We start from the raw sequence: 15210 nt of genomic DNA, 5'->3' as shown, positions 1-15210 counted from the left end.
GACAGCCGTCGCCAGAAGGCCGCCTCGCGTCGTCGCACGATATGGTTCAATCCGGATATTTGCAGTCGTCTCGCACGCAGCTCCCGACCAGCGTGCGTGCGCGTACGGTGACCGCCGTGCTCGGGCCCACCAACACGGGCAAGACGCATCTGGCCATCGAGCGCATGATTGCGCGCGGATCGGGTGTCATTGGTCTGCCGCTGCGGCTGCTGGCGCGTGAGGTCTATGGCCGCATCGTCCAGCGGGTCGGCGAGAAGAAGGTTGCCCTCGTCACTGGCGAGGAGAAGATCGTGCCGCCGGACGCGGTTTTCTGGGTGGCGACCGTGGAGGCGATGCCGCTCGACCTGAAGGTCGACTTCGTTGCCATCGATGAAGTGCAGCTCGCCGCCGATTTCGAGCGCGGCCATGTGTTTACCGACCGGCTTCTCAACATGCGTGGCTCCGAGGAGACGCTGCTGCTCGGCTCCGCGACCGCGCGGCCGTTGCTTGAGCGCCTTTTGCCCGGGCTCAATGTGGTCACCCGGCCGCGCATGTCGGTTCTTTCCTATTCAGGCCAGAAGAAGATCACCCGCCTGCCGCCGCGCTCGGCCGTGGTCGCCTTTTCGTCTGCCGAGGTCTATGCGATCGCGGAGCTGATCCGCCGTCAGCACGGTGGGGCAGCGGTTGTGCTCGGTTCGCTGAGCCCGCGCACGCGCAACGCGCAGGTCGAACTTTTCCAGAATGGGGACGTCGAGCATCTGATCGCCACCGACGCGATCGGCATGGGGCTCAATCTCGACGTCGATCACATCGCCTTCGCCGGCATCCGCAAGTTCGACGGCTACCAGTACCGGATGCTCACGCCTTCGGAGATCGGCCAGATTGGCGGCCGCGCCGGCCGGCACACCCGCGACGGCACCTTCGGCGTGACCGGGCGCGTGGATCCGTTCGATGACGATCTGGTCGAAGCGCTTGAGAGCCATCGCTTCGAGGCGCACAAGGTTTTCCAGTGGCGCAATCGCGCCCTCGACTTTTCCTCCATCGAGGCGCTGCGCCATGCGCTCGACGAGGCACCGCGCGAGCCGGGGCTGACGCGCGCGCCGCCCTCGGCCGACGAAACGGCCTTCGATCACGCGGTGCGCGACGAGGCAATTCGCCGGGTCGCGGCCAGCGCTGGCAGGGTGGAACTGCTTTGGGAAGTCTGCCAGGTGCCGGATTATCGCAAGATCGCGCCGGCGAACCACGCGGATCTTATTGCAGGAATATATGGACATCTGACGCGCGATGGGGTCATTCCCGACGACTGGTTCGCGCGTCAGGTCGCCTTCGCCGACAAGGTGAATGGGGACATCGACACGCTCGCCAACCGTATTGCCCACATCCGCACATGGACGTTTGTCGCCAACCGTGCGGATTGGCTTGCAGATCCTGCCCATTGGCAAGGGGTCACGCGCGGCGTAGAAGACCGGTTATCGGACGCCCTGCACGACAGGCTGACACAGCGATTTGTCGACAGGCGTACCAGTGTATTGATGCGACGGCTGAGAGAGAACGCCATGCTTGAAGCGGAAATCACGACGGCAGGAGATGTGCTTGTCGAGGGACAGCATGTCGGCAAGCTGCAAGGCTTCCGCTTCGCGCCGGACCCGGCAGCGGATGGTCCTGACGGAAAGGCCTTGAAGGCGGTTGCCCAGAAAGCGCTTGCCAGCGAGTTGTCGGCGCGTGCCGACCGGCTGTCACGGGCCGGCAACGAGGCCTTCGCTCTGGCCTCCGACGGAGCCCTGCGCTGGCAGGGCGAGATCGTTGGCCGGCTCATCGCCGGCGAGAGCGAGCTTGCTCCGGGCCTGCTGCTGCTTGTCGACGAGGGGGTGGAGACCGCGGACCGCGAGAAGGTCGAGGCGCGGCTGAACCTGTGGCTCAAGGCGCATATCGACACGCTCGTCAAGCCGCTGCGCGACCTTGAAACCGGCGAAGGGCTCGAGGGTCTGGCGCGGGGCATCGCGTTCCGGCTCGTCGAGGCGCTCGGCATTCTCGAGCGTGGCGATATTTCCGAGGACGTTCGCCAGCTTGACCAGACGATGCGCGCGGGACTGCGCAAGCTCGGCGTGCGTTTCGGCGCCTATCACATCTTCGTTCCCGCGCTTCTCAAGCCTGCTCCGAGCCGTCTTATCGCTCAGCTCTGGGCGCTGAAGCACGGCGATCCGGACATGCCGGGGCTGGCCGAGCTGCCGCAGCTTTCGGCCTCCGGCCGAACCTCGATCGCGGTCGATCCGGAAATCGCCCCCGCTCTCTACAAGGTCGTCGGCTTCCGCGTCTGCGGGCCGCGGGCGGTGCGTATCGACATTCTCGAGCGCCTTGCCGACCTGATCCGCCCGCTTCTTGCCTGGAAGCCGCTCGATCCGACGGTTTCTCCTCCCGAGGGGGCGATCCCCGAAGGCGGCGGTTTCACCGTGACCGTGGCGATGACGTCGTTGCTCGGCTGTGCCGGCGAGGATTTCTCCGCCGTTCTGAAGTCGCTCGGCTATCGCTCGGAGACGCGTGAAATCCAGCGGCCGGTGACGCTTGCCGTCGACGCAGCGGCACCCGCTGTGCCCGCGCCTGACGCTTCTGGCGAGGCGGCGGCGGTCGAGCACGCGACGGAGGCGGGCGCAGCGCTGGTTGCCGGCGATGTGCCGGCTGAGGACACTCCGGCCGAGCAGGCGCCTGCCGAGGTGGATGCGCCGAGCGAAACGACATTGGCCGAGGCTGCCGGTGAAGGTGAGGCACAGGCTGATGCCGGTGCGTTGACTTCGGTTGATGCCGACGGAATTTCCGCGTCGATCGACGCGGCCGGTACGCCGGTTCTGCCGCTTGGCCAGCCCGAGTTGGAAACGGTCACCATCGACATCTGGCGGCCGGGGCGTCGTGACCGGCGCCCGCGTGAGGGCGGCGGCGCGCGTCGTGGCCAGAACGGCGGCCAGAACAATCGTGCAGCCGGCGATGGCGAGGGCGGTAACCGGTCGGGTGGCAAGCCGCGCGGCAAGGGCAATCGCGCTCCGGGCGGCGGTTTCGACAAGGGCCGCGCCGCGCGCGGCGGCGAGGGCGGTGGGCGCGGCGGGCCGCGTCCGGACGGCGGCGGCAAGCGGGGAGGCAGCGGCAAGCCGGCGGCTCCTCGCAATGATCGTCCCGCCCGGATCGACCCGGACTCGCCCTTCGCCAAGCTGGCGGCACTGAAGGCCGACCTGGAAAAGAAGCCGAAGGACTGACATTTCTTCGGGCGATCCCGCGACATGCGGGGTCGCCCGCAGGCATCGCGAGGGTGTTTTGGGCGCGGGTGACGACAAGGCGCCGGCAGCAGGCGCCGGCACACAGCGGCTCGACAAGTGGCTCTGGTTCGCCCGGGTGGTGAAGTCGCGCAGCCTCGCGCAGAAGCTCGTTGCCAGCGGCCATGTGCGAGTCAACCGCGAGAAGACGACGACGCCAGCAAAGACGGTCCGGCCGGGAGACACGCTGACGATCACTGTCGCGGACCGGGTCCGGACGCTCAAGATCGTCCTGCCGGGAACACGGCGCGGACCGGCGCCGGAAGCAGCTACCCTTTATGAGCTTGTCGAGCAACAGGAGCCCTCCAGGCCTGCGGTAACGCGGGTAACGGACGAGGGTGAGACCGTGCTTGTCGTCGACGGGCCGCCGGCCGGGCGGCGCGATCCGGGGGCGGGGCGACCGACGAAGCGCGACCGGCGCCAGACGGACCGGCTTCGCGACGACTGGCCCGATCAAGGTTGACGGCGGCCAAGGGGGCTCGTCGGGCGCCGGGGCGCTGCGCGTGTGCCCTCCTTGCGACAGATTGACCGGCCCGCACCAGCCGTCGCATCGGCCATGTCCCTTTCCGCAAAAGGAAAGCGGAGAAATCTGTTCTCCGATGGCTATGGTTCGCAACATATTCCGAACTTGATGCGTTCCGGCAAACCCGGTAGGCAGACACAAAGGCAGACGGGCGGAGCATTTCGCCGGCCGTGTGGCAGGCGGTCTGGCGGGTCATGTGGCCGGTCGTCGTCGGCTCGGATAGGAAGAAGGCGGTGGTGACGGGTCCGGAGAATGCGCTCCCGGATCGGCGGTCTCGCTGAAAGGACAACGATGACCTATATCGTCACGGACAATTGCATCAAGTGCAAGTACACCGACTGCGTCGAGGTGTGCCCGGTGGATTGTTTCTACGAGGGCGAGAACATGCTCGTCATCCATCCGGACGAGTGCATCGACTGCGGTGTGTGCGAGCCGGAATGCCCGGCCGATGCGATCAAGCCGGACACCGAGCCTGGCCTTGAAAAGTGGCTCGAGGTGAACACCGAGTATGCCACCAAGTGGCCGAACCTGACGGTCAAGAAGGATCCGCTGCCCGAAGCGGAGGAGTTCGACGGGAAGACCGAAAAGTTCGAGCAGTATTTCTCTGCGGAACCCGGCTCGGGCGACTGATCTCGTGTCTTCGCGGGGCCGGCAGGCTCTGCTTCCAGATGTCCCGGACTGGTGCCGGGAACTGCCACGTCCGGGGCGCGCGCGCCCCGACGAACGCGTGTGCCTGTGAGCGATGCTTTGAAATCGGAAGATTTCGTGATATAGTATTTTCCTCAGTTACCGATCGTCCGGTCTCTCTCCCTCCCGGTGGAGGTTTTTTTATGGTTGCGGTCCAGTCTCGATTTGAGCGGTCCGCGGCTTCTCTCCTTTACGACTGGGGTTACATGTTCGGTCGACTGATCAGCGAATAACGGACGCCGGCGGCCCTGGATCGTACAGGGATCGTGGACGTGCGTTTCTCCGTGGAAGGGTGGGACGGCGCAGGGCCGGACTCGCCGACGGCCGCAATTGGCCGCAACTGCGCAGGAGTAGCATAGGCGTATGGCAACAACGATGAAGAAGACCGCGCAGCGACAGGGTTACAAGACGGGCGAGTTTATCGTCTATCCGTCTCACGGCGTCGGCCAGATCACGGCGATCGAGGAGCAAAATGTCGCGGGCTATGCGCTCGAGCTTCTGGTGATCAACTTCGAGCAGGACAAGATGACGCTTCGCGTTCCGGTAGCGAAGATCGCTTCCGTGGGCATGCGCAAGCTCGCCGAGCCCGTCGAAGTGAAAAAGTCTCTCGAGACGGTGCGTGGACGTCCGCGCGTGAAGCGCACGATGTGGAGCCGCCGCGCCCAGGAATATGAAGCGAAGATCAATTCCGGCGATCTGATTGCCATCGCGGAAGTCGTGCGCGATCTGTTTCGTTCCGACAGCCAGCCCGAGCAGTCCTACTCCGAGCGTCAGCTCTACGAGGCCGCTCTCGACCGGATGTCGCGCGAGATCGCTGCGGTCCAGAAGTGCTCCGACACCGAGGCGATCCGCCAGATCGAACAGAACCTCGCCAAGTCCGCCAGCCGCAAGGCAGCGGCCGCGGCCGCCGAGGAAGGCGACGGCGAGGATGGCGACGCGGAACAGACCGAGGCTGCCTGACAGGAGCCCCCGCACGCGCGTTTTCGGACGTTGTTGCGGAGGCTTCCGCCCGGTACTCCGGTTGGATTGTTTGAAGGCCCGGCGCATGCGCCGGGCTTTTTTTTGGGGCCCGCGCTGGCGAGGCCTCGTCGCCCGGTGTGACGTCCTCATAAGAAAATCTGATCTCAGGGTAACGGAAGTGCGATTTGCGCTGATCGATGAGGTGCTGCATTCTCAGACCAACTGATGTGGTGCCTGTCGATGCCACGGCCTGCTGCGTGCGCCCTCACCATGGATTGGTGTCCGCTCCTGCGGAAAACGGGGAACTGTCTTGTGCCTCGCACACAGTTGGATGGCGACAGGCAACCGCTCAAGATCACGCGGTCTCCGGTTGTTTCAAAGATTGTGAAATGAACCGAACGCCGGGGCCAGGCGTATACAAGACAGAGAACGCAAGACGCGGAGGAACTGACCGTGAGCTATCTTTCCGGCAACCGTCGTCAACTGGTTCGCGCAGCCATGAATGCGCCCTATCTCACCCGCGAAGAGGAACATGATCTCGCGGTCGCCTGGCGAAGCGATGGCGACGAGAGTGCCCTCGAGCGGCTGAGCCTTGCCCACATGCGCCTCGTCATCGCGGTTGCCGCCAAGTACCGCAACTTTGGCCTGTCCATGAGCGACCTTATCCAGGAGGGTCATATCGGGCTTCTCGAGGCTGCGGCGCGCTTCGATCCGGAGCGCGAAGTTCGCTTCTCTACCTATTCCACCTGGTGGATCCGCGCCTCGATTCAAGACTACATCCTCAGGAACTGGTCCATCGTGCGTGGCGGCACCTCGTCGACGCAGAAGGCTTTGTTCTTCAATCTTCGGCGGTTGCGGGCCAAGCTGTCGAGTGGTGTCACGCAGATCTCCGAGTCCGAACTTGTCGGCCAGATTGCCGAGACGATGGGCGTGAAGACTACCGACGTCGAGACCATGAGCGCCCGGCTGTCGGGGCCCGACACCTCGCTCAATGCGCCGGTGATGGAGGGCGACGGCTCGAGTTCCGACCGACAGGATTTTCTCGTCTCGCCCGATCCGCTTCCCGAAGAGGCTGTCGGCGTGGCGATCGATACCGAACGCAGGTCGCGCTGGCTGGAGAATGCCCTCGCCGTGCTTAGCGAGCGCGAACTCAGGATCGTGCGTGAGCGCAGACTGAGCGAGGATGGCGCGACGCTGGAGGCGCTGGGGCAGAAGCTTGGCATCTCCAAGGAGCGTGTACGCCAGATCGAGAGCCGGGCACTGGAGAAGCTGCGCCAGGCGCTCCTCAAGGTGCAGCCCGACAAGATCGCCTACTGCGGGTAAAGAGGCACCTGCCCGCGGGCGCGCCATTGCGGCCTGCCCGCGGTTGCCTGTCTTCGTTGAGTGCAGTAGGAGGAACCTCCATCGGGTCGTCCGCCGACCTGCGCTCAAGGGGAACAGTCGATGACAGCACCACGCGCCCTCATCACCGGCGTGACCGGACAGGATGGGGCCTATCTAGCCCGCCTGCTTCTCGACAAGGGCTATGAGGTGCATGGCCTCAAGCGGCGCTCATCCTCGTTCAACACCGGGCGCATCGACCCCATCGTGCAGGACCGGCACGACGCCGACGCACGCTTCTTCATGCACTATGGCGATCTCACCGACAGCTCGAACCTGATCCGCCTCGTCGGCGAGATTCGTCCTTGTGAGATCTACAACCTCGCGGCTCAGAGCCACGTCATGGTGAGCTTCGAAACGCCGGAGTACACGGCCAACGCCGACGCCATCGGCGTGCTGCGCCTGCTCGAAGCGCTTCGCATCCTCGGCATGGAGAAAGACTGCCGCTTCTACCAGGCCTCGACCTCGGAGCTGTTCGGCAAGGTTCAGGAAACCCCGCAGCGCGAGACGACGCCTTTCTATCCCCGCTCGCCCTACGGCGCGGCCAAGCTCTATGGCTACTGGATCACGGTGAACTACCGCGAAGCCTACGGGATGCATGCCAGCAACGGCATCTTGTTCAACCACGAAAGCCCGCTGCGCGGTGAGACGTTCGTCACCCGCAAGATCACCCGCGCGGTCGCGGCGATCGAGCTCGGCCTGCAGGAAACGCTCTACCTCGGCAATCTCGATTCCAAGCGCGACTGGGGCCATGCCCGCGACTATGCCGAGGGCATGTGGCGGATGCTGCAACAGGACATGCCCGACGACTACGTGCTCGCCACCGGCGAGATGCATTCGGTGCGCGAGTTCGTCGAACGCGCCTTCGCGCGAACCGGGCGCGACATCGTCTGGTCGGGCGAGGGGGTGGACGAGACCGGCCGCGACAAGGCGAGCGGCAAGACGCTGATTGCCATCGATCCGCGCTATTTCCGTCCGACCGAGGTCGAGCTCCTGCTTGGTGATCCGACAAAGGCGCGCGAGCGGCTGGGCTGGCGCCACACGACCGGTTTCTCGGCGTTGGTCGACGAGATGGTCGATGCCGACATGGAGCTTCTGAGGACCGAGCGCCACGCGCGGCGCGCTTACGGACGGGACGAGTAGGACATGAGTGAAGCGAACCAGGACGGCCGGCGGCGCAGGATCTTCGTGGCCGGACATCGCGGCATGGTCGGCTCGGCGATCCATCGCCGGCTGGCGGGTGAGCCGGTCGAGGTCGTTACGCGCAGCCGTGCCGAACTCGACCTGTGCGATCAGAGCGCGGTGCGCGCCTTCTTCGCCCGGGAGCGGCTCGACGCGGTGATCCTCGCCGCGGCAAAGGTCGGTGGAATCATGGCGAACTCCACGCAACCGGTGGAGTTCCTGCGCGACAACCTGCTGATCGAGACCAATGTGATCGATGCGGCGGCCGGGGCCGGGGTCGAGCGCCTTGTCTTCCTGGGCTCGTCCTGCATTTATCCGAAGCATGCCGAGCAGCCGATCCGCGAGGATGCGCTGATGACCGGGCCGCTTGAGCCGACAAACCAGTGGTATGCGGTCGCCAAGATCGCCGGCATCTATCTTTGCCAGGCCTACCGCCAGCAGCAGGGACTTGCCTATATCTCGGCCATGCCGACCAATCTCTACGGCCCGAACGACAATTTCGACCTCAAGACGAGCCATGTCCTGCCGGCGCTGATCCGCAAGTTCCTCGAGGCCGCCGAGGCGGGCACGCCTCATGTCGAGATCTGGGGCAGCGGCACGCCCTTGCGCGAGTTCATGCATGTCGACGATCTCGCCGACGCGGTGGTCTTCCTTCTCGACGCCTATGATGGCGCGGAGCCGCTCAATGTCGGCTCCGGCCAGGAGATCTCGATCGGTGATCTGGCACGGTTGATCGCCCGCGAGACCGGCTATCAGGGCGAGCTGGCCTTCGATGCGGGCAAGCCTGACGGGACGCCGCGCAAGCTGATGGAGTCTTCGCGCCTCGCCAAGCTTGGCTGGGCGCCGCGGATCTCGCTGGAAGAGGGGATTCGCTCCACCATCGCCTGGTACAAGGCCAACCGCACGGGTTGAAAGCCCGGACAGCCGGTTCCGAAGGAGTTGCGGTCAGGCTCCCTCGGGCGGAGCGGCGGGGCCGAGGTGTGGGCGCGGTGATCCGGCGCGGGTGCCTTGCATATAGTCACAGCCCAGGGCCTTGAGCGCGTCGATCTGCGCGTCGGTGGTCACCCCGTCCGCCGTGACTGTCATCCCCAGATGGTGCGCAAGCTCGATGAGGATGCGCACGATGACCGCGTCGCCGTTGTCATTGTCGACGTTGGCGACGAAGGAGCGATGGATCTTCAGCCGCGACACCGGGAAGTGCTTCAGGTGGGTGAGGGAGGCATAACCCGTGCCGAAATCGTCCAGCGTCAGCGTCACCCCGAGGCGGTGGAGTCCGTCGAGCGTCTCCGACACCCGGCTGACCGACCGGTCGAGCAGCGATGTTTCGGTGATCTCGAACGCCAGCCGCTCGGGCGGGACCGAGTATCGCTCCAGCCCCAGGCGCACGATCTCGATGAACCGTTGATCCCGCAGCGCTTCGGTCGTCAGGTTGAAGGCGACATGCCCCGGATCCTCGCCCGCGGCAAGGGCCGCGGAAATATTGGTCAGCGCCCGGTTGAGAAGCAGTTCGGCGTGGTGGAGCCCCAGGCCGCTTTCCTCGACGATGGCGAGGACCGTTTCCGGCGCAATTTCCTCGCCGAGGTGAAACAGTCGGGCGCGGGCCTCGTGGCCGATGATCCGGCCGGTCGCGAGCTCGAGCTTCGGTTCGAAGATGATGTCGACCTGATCGTTGGCGTTATTGCTTTGGAGCTGCTCGGCCAGGTCGCGCCGCGTCTCGAGCCTCCGGCGCAGGTCTACGTCGTAGAATGTCCAGCCGTTGCGACCGGAATCCTTGGTTCGGTAGAGCGCGATATCCGCATTCTTCATAAGTTCACGGGCGCTCGCCCCATCCTTGGGAAGCAGTGTCACGCCAAGAGACACGGCGGGAAGGAGCGTCGTGCCGTTGATGGTGACACGGGCCGTCAGGGCATGGTGCAACTTGTCGATCACTGCTTTGGCGACGGCCTCGTCGGACACGCCATGGATGAGGACCGCGAACTCGTCGCCTCCGAGCCGCGCCACGACATCGGTTCGTCGGGTGTTGCGACGCAGCCGGTTGGCGATGACGCAGAGCAGCTGGTCGCCGCCGTCGTGACCGAGCGTGTCGTTGATCGACTTGAAGTGATCGAGATCGAGCAGCGCGAAAACACCGCCCTCGTCCTGTCCGCGCGTGCCTGACAGCACGCAAGAAAGGTCGCGCATCATCACCGCGCGGTCCGCGAGGCCGGTCAGAGAATCGGTCTCGGCCATGTTGCGGATAGCAAACTCGGCCGTCTTCAGCGCCGTGATGTCGGCGCTCACGCCGACGGAAACGCCGCTCTCGGACAGGCGCTCGCGCACCTGGATCCAGCGACCGTTGGCAAGCTGGTGCATGGAAGGCGCCAGGTCTGCCTGGCGATGCTCCTCCATGCGTTTTCTCAGCCAGGCTTCCCGCTCGTCGGCGCTTGCACCCACGCCCTCGAACTGTCCCACTTCGACGCCGTGCCGCAGGATTTCCTCGAAGGTGGCTCCATGGAGAATTTCCGGCTCGCTGAGAGCGTAGAAGTCGCGGTAGGCCTCGTTACACAGGATCAGCCGGTCGTTCGTGTCGAAGGCGGCGATGGCGTCTGGGATGGTTTCGATCACATCGTTCAGCAGCGAGCGGGCCGTTTCCAATTCCCGCTTCTGTTCCTCGTCGCCGGTCACGTCGATGAAGCTGACGATGACCTCGGAAACGTCGGTGTTCTGATAGACGATCTGGTTTGCGTTGAGACGAAGCCAGCGGGTCGATCCGTCGGGCAGTCGCACGCCGATGATCTCCCCTTTCATCGGCTTTCCGGAACTTAGGGCCATGGCAGCGGGCATGTCGCTCTTCGAGCGTGGGCTGCCGTCAGCGAAGAGGGTCATCCAGGTGTCGTCGAGCGGCTCACGCCCCAGAAGTTGCTCCTCGGTCTGGCCGAGAAGGCGACATGCTTCAGCATTGCACTCGATGATCTGACCGTTCTCGCTGACCCGCAGCATGCCGGCGGCGACGCCGTCGAGCGTGGCGGTGAGCCGCTGCTGCGCCGTGACAAGGTCGGTGATGACCGTCTGAACGCCGATCGATCCGGCGATCGATCCGTCGGCAGCGAACAAGGGGCGAACCTGGATGTCCGCCCAGTAGCGATCACCGTTGCGCTTGCGGTTCAGAACCTGGCTTCGTATCTCGCGGCCTTCCGCGAGAGCCGCGTCGATCTCGGAGGTGGCTTCTGCCTTCGTATTCGTCCGGGGGGCTTCCAGGAACTCGGAAGGGCGTTGCCCGACCACGTCGTCCAGGGAGTAGCCGGTGAACTTGCTGAAGGCGGGATTGACCCATTCGATGCGGCCTTGCACATCGCACAGGACGATCAGGTTGCCGGTGGCATTGATCACCAGGTCGGAGCGGCGCAGCATCCGGTTGAGGCGTTCGCGGTCGGTGACATCGCGGCTGACCCTGCGGTAGCCGGTGAAGGTGCCCGCGTCGTCGAACATCGGCTCTGCGTTCATCTCGATCCATCGCCGGCTGCCGTCGGGAAGTTGGAGCGGATGGATGAAATCGTTGATCGGCTGTCGAGACATCGCCTTTGCGACAAGGCTTGCCCAGAGCGGATAGTGGGCCGGGTCGACGCCCTGGAGTTCCCAGCCGGTCTTGCCGAGCCAGCGGGAGAAGTCGAGACCGAAGCGGGTGTCGTCGCCATAGACCGCGCTGAACCGCAGATCCGGTCCGGTTTCCCAGACCCAGTCCGAGGAGATCTTCAGAAAATCGCTGATCCTCTTGTGGGTTTCTTGGAGCGTTTTCTCGGCTGTCGCGCGTTGGGTCTGGTCTACGGAAATGCCAACGCCGCCGACAATCGCGCCATTGTGCCAGACTGGCGATATGGAGGTCTCGGAAATGATGCGCCCGTGCGCCGTGTCGAGCTCGCGGCTGTAGCGGATGTGCTCGCCCGCAATGGTGCGCAGATGAAGATCGAGCCAGACACGGCCCTCGTCGGGGCCGACGCGTGCCTCAGTTGGCAAGAGTCCGATCAAGGGGCCGTGGGTTTCCCTGTCGACGCTGCTTTGCGCAAGGTAGCGCCCGTCCGTGTCGAACATCCAGGCGGGTTGGGGGAGGCAATCTATCGCGGCGAGCAGGCGGGCGTGGTCAGATGGGCCGTCGTACCCCGTCCTGATACTTTGCGATGCTGGGCTCATGCGTCAAAATCTCTCGGTGAGCCGATGAAGCGCGCAGGTGCACAGTTGGCTCAATTCGCCTGTTGTACGTATTTTTGTGTTCTTTGAAATTTTTTCTCATTCTTACCCTACGATACATTTCGCTTTTATTAAGCAGCTTTTTTGTGCTGAAAATTAAATCAGGGCGCGTTTGCGTGTGCGGGCTGATGCTTTCGTATCTCGTGTGCGTTGTGGGATGTGCGACCAAGGAAATTGATTTTTTGCACCGATTTGCTATCAAGCGCCTGTGTCGCCCCCTGTGGCGACGCGGTAGAATGCGGTTGCAGGCCGGGTTTTCGGTCGTTGGCTTCAGGGTCCCGTAGCTCAGCAGGATAGAGCATCAGATTCCTAATCTGAGGGTCACAGGTTCGAATCCTGTCGGGATCACCACTTTCCTTCCTCCGCATGCTTGTCACGCCCTGAATTGCGCTTGCACGCCGGCTCTGCCATGGAATGAGCGGAACTGCGGAGCGGGGTGTCATGCAGCTGCAGGCGATTGCCTATTTCAACGAGCTTGTGAAGTGCCGGTCGATCCGTCGGGCGGCGCAGAACCTGGGCGTGTCGCCGACTGCCGTGAGCCGGCAGCTCGAGAATCTCGAGTATCACTTCGGCGCGCCGCTGGTGGAGCGTGGGGCCCGCGGTATCGTGCTGACGGCGGCTGGCGAGCAACTGGCCGTGCATGCGCGCACGGCGATGCGCGAGTTCGACCAGGCTCGACAGTTCATCGACGACATGCGCGGGCTGAAGCGTGGCGATGTGTCCGTGCATGTCAACGGCGCGACCGGCGGGGCGATCCTTGCAGCCGGCCTTGCAGAGTTCCACAAGCTCTATCCGGCTGTGCAGGTCTCCGTGCAGGAGGGGTCGGCGACGGAGGCCTTGCGGGCCGTGGCCGCCGGCGACAGCGATCTGGCCCTGACGATCTTCTCGCCCCACGACCCGCAGGTCGTCTGCCGCTGCCGGTTTCCGCTTTCGCATTCCGCGATCCTGTCGCCGGATCATGCCCTGGCGCGGCAGGCCGAGATCGGTCTCGAGGACCTGGCGCGCTACCCTCTGGCCCTGCCCGACACTTCCTTCAGTGTACGCCGGCTGATCGAGGAGCGGCTGAAGCAATCGGGCCTCCCGCCAGCTTGCGTCACCTTCTCCGTGGCGTCGATCACGGTGCAGAAGGAGCTCGCCCGGCTGGGGGCGGCAATCCTGGTGCTGCCGCGGCTTTCCGTGGCCCGTGACATCACCGCGGGGGCGCTTGTCGCGCGGCCCTTTGCGTCGGACATCGTCATCGATACGAGCCTGCAGCTTAGCCTGCGCAAAGGCCGCACACTGACGTTTGCCGCCGAACGGCTGGCCTCTCATCTGGAATCCCGGCTGCGCGCCTATCGGGAAAGCGGCATTCTTGATTAAGTGCTCCGGTTTCCGTTGCACTATGCTCACAAAAATGACGTTGCATTGACACTGCCAGGTTGTGCAGGCTGACGTTCGTGATGGTCGGGGAGGGCCTTCTCTTCCTGGCGATCAGGTGCCGACCGTGCCATGCCGCGGTCCCGACATGATCCTGCAGGCAGCCATCCGGTTGCCTTTCCAGCCGAGTGGAGCGACATGAGCGACCTGCTATCCCTTTCCGCCCGAGACATCCTTTCTTCCTATGCGTCGGGGTCGTTCTCGCCGAGCGAGTACATGCGTGCGCTGGTCGAGCGTGTCGATGCGGTCGAACCCAAGGTCGCGGCGCTCTACCTGTATCGCCCCGAGCAGGCTCTCGCGGAGGCGGACGCCTCGACCGCGCGCTGGAAGAAGGGCGAGCCCGTCGGGCCGCTCGACGGCCTGCCGATCAGCATCAAGGAAATGATCGCGACGAAGGGTGATCCGGTTCCCAACGGCACGGCGGCCGTGGACCTCGTTCCCGAGCAGGAAGACGCTCCGGCGGCGGCAAGGCTGCGCGAGGACGGAGCCATCTTCTTCGCCAAGACGACGGCGCCGGACTACGGCATGCTGAGCTCGGGTCTGTCGAGCTTTCACCATCTCAGCCGCAACCCCTGGGACCTCGGTCAGAATCCGGGCGGCTCCAGCGCCGGTGCCGGTGCGGCAGGTGCGGCAGGCTACGGCCCGGTGCACATGGGCACGGATATTGGCGGCTCGATCCGTATTCCGGCCGCCTGGTGCGGGCTCTTCGGCTTCAAGCCGACGCAGGGGCGCGTGCCGGTCTATCCCTACTACCCCGGCCGCTGCCACGGGCCGATGTCGCGCACGGTCGACGACAGCCTTGTCGTCATGGAGACGCTCACCCGGCCGGACGCGCGCGACGCCACCTCGGTGCGCCATGAGAATCTCGACTGGAACGTCGCGCCGGAGAGCGTGAAGGGGCGCAAGATCGGTCTTATGCTCGACGCCGGCTGCGGCATCGCCGTCGATCCGGAGGTGCGTGCGGCCATCGAGGCGGCGGCACGCCGGTTCGAGGCGGAAGGCGCCGAGATCGTCGAACTCTCGCCCTTCATGACGCCCCAGATGCTCAACGGCGTCGATGCGTTCTGGCAGGCCCGGTTCTGGTCGAGGATGCGCGACATGTCGCCGGAACGGCGCGCGAAGATCCTGCCCTTCATTCTCGAATGGGCGGCGTCGGCCAAGGATTATGACGGTGCCAGCGTCGCGGCGGGCTTCGACCAGATGCTTGCCATTCGCGATGCCGGAGCCCGCGCCCTGATGCAGGTCGAGGCGATCCTCTCTCCGGTCAACCCGATCGTCGGCTTCCCGGCCGAGTGGGCCGGACCGACCAACGATCCCAAGCGTTCGCTCGACCACATCGGCTTCACGATGCCCTGGAACATGGGCGACCAGCCGGCTTGTTCGGTGCACTGCGGCTTCTCGTCGTCAGGCATGCCGATCGGCCTGCAGATCGTGGCCAACCGTTTCGAGGATCTGACAGTGCTGGGGCTTGCCCGCGCCTATGAAAGCTGGGTGGGACCGATCACCGAGTGGCCGGAGCTCTGACCGTCATGACCCGTCTCGCCGTGGTGCGCCAGT

General features: G+C 64.7%; 10 protein-coding genes and 1 tRNA gene. 10 read left to right on the top strand and 1 reads right to left on the bottom strand.

What is annotated here, in order from left to right; translation table 11 throughout:
• The first annotated feature begins 41 nt into the window (after positions 1-41).
• The 7 genes from ACSLUQ_RS15575 to ACSLUQ_RS15545 all read left to right on the top strand — a co-directional run bounded on the left by ACSLUQ_RS15575 (position 42) and on the right by ACSLUQ_RS15545 (position 8925).
• Positions 42-3224 (top strand): helicase-related protein, encoded by a 3183-nt coding sequence (locus ACSLUQ_RS15575; protein WP_461809050.1) that lies wholly within the window; start codon positions 42-44, stop codon positions 3222-3224.
• A 58-nt stretch (positions 3225-3282) separates the two neighbouring features.
• Complete coding sequence (locus tag ACSLUQ_RS15570) at positions 3283-3744, top strand: RNA-binding S4 domain-containing protein (RefSeq protein ID WP_461809049.1); 462 nt, start codon at positions 3283-3285, stop codon at positions 3742-3744.
• A gap of 351 nt (positions 3745-4095) precedes the next feature.
• Complete coding sequence (gene fdxA / locus ACSLUQ_RS15565; RefSeq protein WP_417771598.1) at positions 4096-4434, top strand: ferredoxin FdxA; 339 nt, start codon at positions 4096-4098, stop codon at positions 4432-4434.
• Between the two features lie 420 nt (positions 4435-4854).
• Positions 4855-5451, top strand: a complete 597-nt coding sequence (locus tag ACSLUQ_RS15560; protein WP_417771599.1) for a CarD family transcriptional regulator — start codon at positions 4855-4857, stop codon at positions 5449-5451.
• A gap of 447 nt (positions 5452-5898) precedes the next feature.
• Complete coding sequence (locus tag ACSLUQ_RS15555; RefSeq protein ID WP_417771715.1) at positions 5899-6774, top strand: RNA polymerase factor sigma-32; 876 nt, start codon at positions 5899-5901, stop codon at positions 6772-6774.
• Positions 6775-6894: 120 nt separating this feature from the next.
• The gene (gene gmd / locus ACSLUQ_RS15550; RefSeq protein WP_417771600.1) at positions 6895-7974 is read left to right on the top strand and encodes a GDP-mannose 4,6-dehydratase; all 1080 of its coding nucleotides are present in this window, start codon (positions 6895-6897) and stop codon (positions 7972-7974) included.
• Positions 7975-7977: 3 nt separating this feature from the next.
• Positions 7978-8925 (top strand): GDP-L-fucose synthase family protein, encoded by a 948-nt coding sequence (locus ACSLUQ_RS15545; RefSeq protein ID WP_461809048.1) that lies wholly within the window; start codon positions 7978-7980, stop codon positions 8923-8925.
• A gap of 33 nt (positions 8926-8958) precedes the next feature.
• Here the strand turns inward: ACSLUQ_RS15545 and ACSLUQ_RS15540 are convergent, their stop codons facing one another.
• Positions 8959-12018 carry a sensor domain-containing protein gene (locus ACSLUQ_RS15540; protein WP_461809047.1) on the bottom strand — a complete coding sequence of 1020 codons (3060 nt, stop codon included), beginning with the start codon at positions 12016-12018 and terminating at the stop codon, positions 8959-8961.
• Between the two features lie 493 nt (positions 12019-12511).
• On the opposite strand from ACSLUQ_RS15540, the gene ACSLUQ_RS15535 reads away from it, so the two are divergent.
• The 3 genes from ACSLUQ_RS15535 (at position 12512) to ACSLUQ_RS15525 (ending at position 15177) form a co-directional block, all read left to right on the top strand.
• Positions 12512-12588, top strand: a tRNA-Arg gene (locus ACSLUQ_RS15535).
• A 90-nt stretch (positions 12589-12678) separates the two neighbouring features.
• Complete coding sequence (locus ACSLUQ_RS15530; protein ID WP_461809046.1) at positions 12679-13596, top strand: LysR family transcriptional regulator; 918 nt, start codon at positions 12679-12681, stop codon at positions 13594-13596.
• 195 nt (positions 13597-13791) lie between these two features.
• Positions 13792-15177, top strand: coding sequence for an amidase (locus ACSLUQ_RS15525; protein WP_417771604.1), 1386 nt, complete (start codon positions 13792-13794; stop codon positions 15175-15177).
• Positions 15178-15210: the final 33 nt, after the last annotated feature.

Source organism: Stappia sp. ICDLI1TA098 (assembly GCF_054880955.1).
Note: the sequence above shows the minus strand (reverse complement) of the source record. Positions and strands in the feature narration are given on the sequence as shown.

Bases quoted from the DNA above. Each gene is read 5' to 3' on its own strand.
- ACSLUQ_RS15575 (WP_461809050.1), top strand. From the start codon at position 42: ATGGTTCAATCCGGATATTTGCAGTCGTCTCGCACGCAGCTCCCGACC.
- fdxA (WP_417771598.1), top strand. From the start codon at position 4,096: ATGACCTATATCGTCACGGACAATTGCATCAAGTGCAAGTACACCGAC.
- ACSLUQ_RS15560 (WP_417771599.1), top strand. From the start codon at position 4,855: ATGGCAACAACGATGAAGAAGACCGCGCAGCGACAGGGTTACAAGACG.
- gmd (WP_417771600.1), top strand. From the start codon at position 6,895: ATGACAGCACCACGCGCCCTCATCACCGGCGTGACCGGACAGGATGGG.
- ACSLUQ_RS15545 (WP_461809048.1), top strand. From the start codon at position 7,978: ATGAGTGAAGCGAACCAGGACGGCCGGCGGCGCAGGATCTTCGTGGCC.
- ACSLUQ_RS15530 (WP_461809046.1), top strand. From the start codon at position 12,679: ATGCAGCTGCAGGCGATTGCCTATTTCAACGAGCTTGTGAAGTGCCGG.
- ACSLUQ_RS15525 (WP_417771604.1), top strand. From the start codon at position 13,792: ATGAGCGACCTGCTATCCCTTTCCGCCCGAGACATCCTTTCTTCCTAT.